The following is a 5,174-nucleotide window of genomic DNA, read 5'->3' as shown; positions in this document are numbered from 1 at the left end:
CTCCTGTAATTGGTTATTTTGTGGTGATTTAATTATATTACAGTTGGATCCACTATGGATTTTTTTATTAGTTCAACTTCATTTTACAATGAAGCGCTTTTTTTTAATTTACCCTATAGTGAATATTTATTTACATCGGAATGAGTTCCATCAAGCTCAACAATTATTACTTCACTGCCAATTTTTTTTACGGATTCCCAAGGTATAACTAAGTGTTGTTTGTCAAACCACATGCTAATTAAGTTACCCTTATTAGGTAAAACAATAGATTCAATGTTTCCAGTTTCAATATCAATGACTAAATCAGATTCCCCTATTACCCCTAGTCTAGCTCCATCAAAGATATTAACTATTTCTTTACCAACTAGATCGCTTAACCTCATTTTTTACCTCCTGTAGTTTATCAGATTTGTTATGAATGGTTGGACTAAAGTGATGCCTATTGATATAAATGCCAGGGGTTCTACTTGGACTGTCAAAACAGTTATTTTTTCAGGCACCTCAATTTCTAAAAAGCTAGTTAATGTCACCAAAGATAAGTATATTCCTCCAGCAGTAGCTACCAATTCTGTTATAGCTTCAGATGCAGGAGAAGACTTTGGCGAATCTGGAGTTTTGTCCAAGGCAAGGTTTTTTACTTTTATAATAACTTTTTGTTTTACTGCCCAATACAACAGCAATAAAAATAATAATGCAAATAGTATATTTGTTAAAAACAAAAAAACCACCTCCTGGCTTATTAAAAATAATATGCAAGAGGTGGTTTTGTAGAACTTTAATCATACTTTTTGTCCTAATCTTTTTCCTGTAACTTATTTATCATAACTACCAACTGATCAATTTCTTGACTTAGTGAAACTATTTCTTGACTGCTTAACTTACTTACATCATCCCCAACTTGATTTTGTAATTCTGTTCTCAAAAGCTCTAGCTTCATCATTAATTTTTGACGCTCCATGTCCCCCACCTGTTCTAAAAGATATATGTTGAAAATTATTTCTTTAAAAATTTCTGGATATCTTGAATTCCACAATCAGCTCCAACAGTTGAAACAGCTATTTTTTGTGTATCAAAAATTTCATTGGCCAGTTCCTTGATCTCGTCAACAGAAACAGCATTGACTTTTTCTATTACTTCTGATGGTGATATCAGGCGATTATAACATAGCTCCGATTTACCTAATCTACTCATTCTACTAGACACATTTTCTAGACCAAGATAAATATTTCCTTTTATTTGTTCTTTATTTTTTTTCAACTCATTATCTGTGATTAGCTCATCTTTTAGCTTAGAAAATTGCTCTAATACTACTGTTGTAACCTCGTCAAAGTTATCTGGATTAGTTCCAGCGTAAACCGTAAAAAGACCACAATCTCTAAAGGCTGAATGATAGGAGTAAACTGAATAGGCTAGTCCTCGCTCTTCTCGTATTTCCTGGAAGAGTCTTGAACTCATGCCCCCTCCCAAAATATTGTTTATCAAGTGGAGTGTATAAATGTTATCATCAAGTTGAGGTAAACCCGGTCCACCTATACAAATTTGTAATTGTTCAGTTTTTCTTTCATTGCAGTTCATGCCGCCATTGGGAGTTGGTACCTGATCATCTTTTTTGCTAGAACCTATTTCTACTTTTTCAAATATAGGTTTTAACTTTGCCACAATATCATCATGTTTAACCTTGCCAGCAACAGCCACAACTATATTAGGTGCGCGATAGTGTTTATTATAATAAGAAAGAACTTTTTCTCTATTCAATCCAGCAACTGATTCCATAGTTCCCAAAATAGGTTTTCCTAAAGTACTGTTCGCCCAAACAAATTGGGAAAAATAATCGTGAATAAGCTCATCTGGCGCATCTTCATACATTTTAATTTCTTCTAAAACAACTTTTTTCTCTCGTTCTATATCTTTCTCTTTAAATGTAGAGTTAAAGAACATATCCGTCAAAACATCTATTCCCATATCCAAGTGTTCATCTAATACACGACAGTAGTAGCATGTGTATTCTTTAGCAGTAAAAGCATTAAGTTGACCTCCTACTGCATCTAATTCCTCTCCAATTTGTCTAGCAGTTCTTTTCTCTGTTCCTTTAAACATTAAGTGTTCTAATAGATGGGAGAGCCCATGCTCTTCCTCTGTTTCATCTCTAGATCCTACTTTAACCCAAATACCTAAAACAACAGATTTAACATGTGGAATTTCTTCTGTTACTATCCTGATTCCATTGTTTAATTTTTCCTTTTTGTACATACTATACCTCCTAGTTTATGCCCACATTTTTATAATTCAAGCTTTAATTTTAAATCCCTGCCAAAGTTTCTCATATGTTCCATAATGCTGTATTCAACACTTTCACTGGCAAGAGCATTTACACTTCCTAAAAGCTCTTCACCTAAGTATATATTAACTTCTCCAATCACATCCCCCTTTAAGATGGGGAGGTGCTTAGGATGCAACTCAACTTCTGTTCTAATTAAGTCTTTTTTTTCTCGCTCAACTAAATAAATAAAACCCTCAGATGCAAATGCATTTATTCGGTTGGGCTTGCCACTGCTAAACTCTAGCCTCTTTATAATATCTCCCTCTGATATTATCTCTTTAAATTTATATTTATCTAAACCGTAGTTCAGTATCTTTTCTGTTTCTCCAAAACGATCTGGACTGTTTAAGACTACAGAAATCATCCTGGTATTATCCCTTTCAGCCGCTGCTACTAAGCATGGACCCGCCTTATTAGTAGTTCCCGTTTTAATCCCAATACAGTCAGGCATACTCTTAAGAAGTTTATTTGTATTCTTTAAAAACCTAGTGCCCCCTTCTGGATAGGGAATTGTAGCATTTCTGATTTGTACCAATTCTGCAAAGTAGCCGTTTTCCATTGCGTAGTTAGCAATCTTTGCTAAATCCCTAGCGTTAGAGTAATGTCTATGGTCAGGAAGACCATGGGGGTTTACAAAATTAGAGGAGTTAGCGCCTATGGATATGGCCTTCTTATTCATTAAATGGCAGAAATCCTCCACTGATCCTGCTATATGTTCTGCAATAGCTACAGCGGAATCATTTCCTGACTTTATGAGTAGTCCCAGCAACAAATCTCTGAGTTCAATTGTTTCTCCTTCTATTAAATGTATACTTGCTTCCCCAGTATTAGCTGCTCGTTCACTGACTACAACTTTTTCATTTATATCGCCCATTTCAATAGCTATTATGCCGGTAAGAATTTTTGTAGTGCTGGCTATGGGTAAAATTTGATCTGGATTCTTTTCATAAATCACAGTACCTGTAACTGGCTCCAGTAAAATAGCTGCTTTTGCATCTACTTCTAGTGCATTAGCTTGTGTACATAGTAAAAAAAACAAAGCGAGAAAGCCTAGTATGACTCTCCCTCTAATACAATATGGCATATTTATAGTTCTCCTTCTCTATCTTTTACCATAGTATAACACTATTATCAACTAATTATTTCTGTTACCGTCATAAACTCATATCCTTGTTCCTTTAACTTATGTATCATTTCTGGAAGCGCTAAAACTGTAGGCTCCTTAGGATGCATTAACACAATTGCCCCATTAAAAGCCCTTGGTACAATTCGTTCAACGATAGTCTGAGGCTTGGGATTCTGCCAGTCAATAGTATCTAAACTCCAGTAGATTGTCTTATACCCAATTTGGGCAGCTGCTTTTGCCACATGAGGTTTTTTTTCGCCGTAAGCAGGGGCAAATAATTCTGTAATAACACCTGTGGCTTCTTTAATTGCCGCTTCGGCATTTTTTATTTCTTCTATATTTTGCTGAATCGATAAATTATCAGGATGAGGATGTGTGTGTCCATGATTGCCAATTTCATGTCCTCCTTCTGCTATTTTTGCAGCTAGTTCTGGATGCTTTTCTGCCCACCTACCACTTAAAAAGAATGTAGCCTTCACATCTTTTTTTTCAAATATATCTAGCATTTTAGGGATGTTTTCTTCCCCCCAATCCACATTTACTGTCAAAGCTACCGCTTTTTTATCAGCTTTTCCCTGATAGATTGGATCAACTTGAATTGACGTGGGCATTACTATTGAGTTTAAGTAGGCAACCCCACTTATAGCCAACAGTACAACTATACTAGCCAGCACTATTGCTTTGATAACAGTTCTTTTTGACAAAAACATCACTTTCACTAGCATAACCTCCTTTTACTCTTTAACCCCCATAATTGTAACTTCTACTCGACCTGGCACAGCACTGCTTTTCACTATAATGGGATAATCAGTGCTATTTTTGAATTTAAAATCTAGACTCCCCCAGGAAACAGCAGCATCTCTGTTTTTTGGCACATATCTAACTGGTTTCGAATGGGGATGACGCTCTACTATTTCCAAGTTGCTTTTTAAAACGGCATTGTACATAGTAGACGACACTTGACAAACTCCACCACCAGCATCCATGCCAAATCCTCCACCTATGATAACAGGTGCTTGTTTGTATCCATTTTCAACAGTTCTAGGGCCCGTTGTTTCGTTAAACGAGAATACCTCCCCTGGTAAGACCAAAGTATTGCTAATTGCCTTTGCCGCTATAATTACATTTTGCATTCTATTTGCTGATCCCCCTACTCCAGTAGCATAGCTGCCCAAAACATAATCGACTGCTTCCAATGCTTCAGTTGTTACCTCTGGCATAACCTTTTCCACTTCTAAATTGTGATGAACATTTTCTGTACTGTTCATTATTCTCTTAAGAGTTTTTCTCCTATTAACAACTAACCCCTCTCTACCAGCCACTATTTCTCCAGTTTCCTTAACTATTCCGGCGTTTTGCGGCTTCCTCTCTATTTCTAATGCTAATACCTCAATTATTTCTTTTACTTCATTTCTATAATACCCTTGCAAATTAAAGCCCTCTAAATAGACTTGAGCTTTTACTCCATCTATATAATGTCTATGCACATAGTTTGCGCCCTTTATTCCCCCAAATAAGATTGTAGTAATTAAAATACATACAAAAGCAACTTTCATAACTTTTTTGCGCATATTAACCCCTCAGAACTTTTTTTAAATTATATGCTCCCTTAGCTATAATAGAATAAATAATAGCATCGAGTAGGAGGTAGATAATTATTTTATCTACCGTCCTCTCACACCACCAAGCATACCGTTCGGTACTTGGCGGTTCATTAAGTTAATTGCA

The 5,174-nt window shown here is 35.8% G+C and carries 7 protein-coding genes; all 7 read right to left on the bottom strand.

Annotation, left to right across the window (positions count from 1 at the left end):
* Positions 1-113: 113 nt before the first annotated feature.
* On the bottom strand, positions 114-383 hold the full coding sequence (locus GGQ84_RS15295) for a YlmC/YmxH family sporulation protein (protein ID WP_429163669.1): 270 nt from the start codon (positions 381-383) through the stop codon (positions 114-116).
* A 3-nt stretch (positions 384-386) separates the two neighbouring features.
* Entirely contained in the window at positions 387-719 is a 333-nt protein-coding gene (locus tag GGQ84_RS15290; RefSeq protein WP_429163668.1) for a hypothetical protein, read from the bottom strand.
* 74 nt (positions 720-793) lie between these two features.
* Positions 794-958: a Spo0E family sporulation regulatory protein-aspartic acid phosphatase gene (locus GGQ84_RS15285; protein ID WP_429163666.1), complete on the bottom strand. Its 165-nt coding sequence runs from the start codon at positions 956-958 to the stop codon at positions 794-796.
* Between the two features lie 35 nt (positions 959-993).
* A complete protein-coding gene (locus tag GGQ84_RS15280) occupies positions 994-2,250 on the bottom strand; it encodes a M16 family metallopeptidase (protein WP_429163665.1) in 1,257 nt (418 codons plus the stop codon).
* Positions 2,251-2,279: 29 nt separating this feature from the next.
* Positions 2,280-3,359, bottom strand: coding sequence for a D-alanyl-D-alanine carboxypeptidase family protein (locus GGQ84_RS15275; protein ID WP_429163664.1), 1,080 nt, complete (start codon positions 3,357-3,359; stop codon positions 2,280-2,282).
* A 92-nt stretch (positions 3,360-3,451) separates the two neighbouring features.
* On the bottom strand, positions 3,452-4,156 hold the full coding sequence (locus tag GGQ84_RS15270) for a polysaccharide deacetylase family protein (protein ID WP_429163671.1): 705 nt from the start codon (positions 4,154-4,156) through the stop codon (positions 3,452-3,454).
* 24 nt (positions 4,157-4,180) lie between these two features.
* Positions 4,181-5,017 carry a VanW family protein gene (locus GGQ84_RS15265; RefSeq protein ID WP_429163663.1) on the bottom strand — a complete coding sequence of 279 codons (837 nt, stop codon included), beginning with the start codon at positions 5,015-5,017 and terminating at the stop codon, positions 4,181-4,183.
* Between the last annotated feature and the right edge of the window lie 157 nt (positions 5,018-5,174).

Origin of the sequence: Desulfitispora alkaliphila (assembly GCF_050433185.1) — a bacterium.
GTDB lineage: Bacteria > Bacillota > Desulfitisporia > Desulfitisporales > Desulfitisporaceae > Desulfitispora > Desulfitispora alkaliphila.
Note: the sequence above shows the minus strand (reverse complement) of the source record. Positions and strands in the feature narration are given on the sequence as shown.

Coding starts and splice junctions, on each gene's coding strand:
- GGQ84_RS15295 (WP_429163669.1), bottom strand. CDS start 383: ATGAGGTTAAGCGATCTAGTTGGTAAAGAAATAGTTAATATCTTTGAT.
- GGQ84_RS15285 (WP_429163666.1), bottom strand. CDS start 958: ATGGAGCGTCAAAAATTAATGATGAAGCTAGAGCTTTTGAGAACAGAA.
- GGQ84_RS15280 (WP_429163665.1), bottom strand. CDS start 2,250: ATGTACAAAAAGGAAAAATTAAACAATGGAATCAGGATAGTAACAGAA.
- GGQ84_RS15270 (WP_429163671.1), bottom strand. CDS start 4,156: ATGTTTTTGTCAAAAAGAACTGTTATCAAAGCAATAGTGCTGGCTAGT.
- GGQ84_RS15265 (WP_429163663.1), bottom strand. CDS start 5,017: ATGCGCAAAAAAGTTATGAAAGTTGCTTTTGTATGTATTTTAATTACT.